Annotated in this window: 1 protein-coding gene and 1 pseudogene; both read left to right on the top strand. The window is 67.7% G+C overall.

The genetic code is table 11. The annotated features are described in order from the left end of the window. On the top strand, positions 1-1,086 hold a 1,086-nt coding region (locus AB4Y84_RS20770; RefSeq protein ID WP_442250830.1), incomplete at its 5' end, for a bifunctional 2-methylcitrate dehydratase/aconitate hydratase. Positions 1,087-1,294: 208 nt separating this feature from the next. Next, positions 1,295-1,802: pseudogene (locus AB4Y84_RS20765) on the top strand (alpha-2-macroglobulin family protein); the annotation flags it as partial.

Here is a 1,802-nt window from a genome sequence, read left to right as displayed (position 1 = left end):
GCCGACTGGCTCGGCCGCAATGCGGCCGCGTTGCGACGCCCGCCACCGACCGTGCACGACGTGCTGCTGGCGATGATCAAAGCGCACGAGATCCAGGGCGTGTTGGCGCTGGAGAACTCCTTCAACCGCGTTGGCCTGGACCACGTGCTGCTGGTCAAGGTGGCCACCACCGCCGTCGTCGCGCAGATGCTCGGGTTGGACCGCGAGCGCATGCTCAGCGCGGTGTCGCTGGCCTGGGTGGATGGGCAGGCGCTGCGCACTTACCGGCATGCGCCCAACACCGGCTCGCGCAAGAGCTGGGCAGCCGGTGACGCGACCAGCCGTGGCGTGCGCCTGGCGCTGATGGCCGCCACCGGCGAGATGGGCTACCCCAGCGTGCTCAGTGCACCGACCTGGGGCTTCGAGGCGGTATCGATGCATGGCCAGGCGCTGACCCTCGGCCGCCCTTTCGGCAGCTACGTGATGGAGAACGTGTTGTTCAAGATCAGTTTCCCGGCCGAGTTCCACGGGCAGACGGCGGTGGAGGCAGCGGTCCTGCTGCACCACCAGCTGCGCGCGTTGGGGCGGAAGGTCGAGGACATCGAGCACATCGCGATCCGTACCCAGCAAGCCTGCATCCGCATCATCGACAAGCAGGGACCGCTGCATAACCCCGCAGACCGCGATCACTGCGTGCAGTACATGGTCGCCATCGCGTTGCTGCATGGACGGCTGGTGGCCGAGGACTACGAGGACGACATGGCGGCCGATCCGCGCATCGACGCACTGCGGGTGAAGATGGCCTGCCATGAAGACCCGCAGCTCAGCGCCGACTACCTGGACCCGGACAAGCGCAGCATTGCCAACGGCCTGAGCGTGCGTTTCAGTGATGGCAGCGCGCTGCCGGAGGTGCTGGTGGAGTACCCGCTGGGCCACGCGCGCCGGCGCGAAGAGAGTATTCCGCTGCTGATGGACAAGTTCCGCCGGCACCTGGCACACCGCTTCCCGACTGCCCAGCAGCAGCGCATCCTGGCCGCCTCGCTGGACCCGGTCGCGCTGGCGGCGATGCCGGTGACCGACTATGTGGACCTGTACCTGCCGGGGTAGGGCGGGGCCCGTTCCGATGCTCCACCGGGCACCCGCGCTGGACTTGCTCTGGTAGATGCCAACCTTGGTTGGCACAAGGCGGGCAGCGGGCGCGTGACGGACAGCGCCAACCAAGGTTGGCGTCTACCGGGTTTCCGTTGCCGGGTGCCGGCGTCAACGCCTTGACGCGGCGGCCCTATAATGGGCGCCTCGATCAAGGAGTGACGACATGAGCGGTCCGGCACGGCGGATGCGGTGGGGGTGGGCGGCGGCGCTCTTGGCAGGCAGCTTGTTGGCAGGCCTGGCCGGTTGCCGCAACGACAGCGGGCAGCTGCCCAAGGCCAGCGGCGAGGCCATCGCCACCAAGGCCGAGCAGGTGAAGGAGTTCACCCTGCTGCGTGCCTACCCGGACCAGAAAAGTGAAGGCCTGTCGCTGGCGCTGGAGTTCTCGCGCCCGCTGGTCGGCACCCAGGACTTCGACAAGCTGGTGCGCTTTGAAGAGAAGGTCGGCAACGATGACAGCAGCTGGACCCTGTCCGATGACGGTCTGACCCTGCGCTACCCCTTCGTCGAAGCCGGCAAGGAATTCAGCTTGGTGGTCTCCCCGGACCTGCTGGCCGCCGATGGCAGCCGCCTGGGCAAGGAACTGAAGCAGAAGGTGTTCAGCGGCGAGCTGAAGCCGGTGGCCGGATTTGCCTCGCAGGGCAGCGTGCTGCCGGCCAAGGACAGCCGTGGCC

Source organism: Stenotrophomonas sp. 2YAF22 (assembly GCF_052114665.1).
Taxonomy (GTDB): Bacteria; Pseudomonadota; Gammaproteobacteria; order Xanthomonadales; family Xanthomonadaceae; genus Stenotrophomonas; species Stenotrophomonas indicatrix.
Note: the sequence above shows the minus strand (reverse complement) of the source record. Positions and strands in the feature narration are given on the sequence as shown.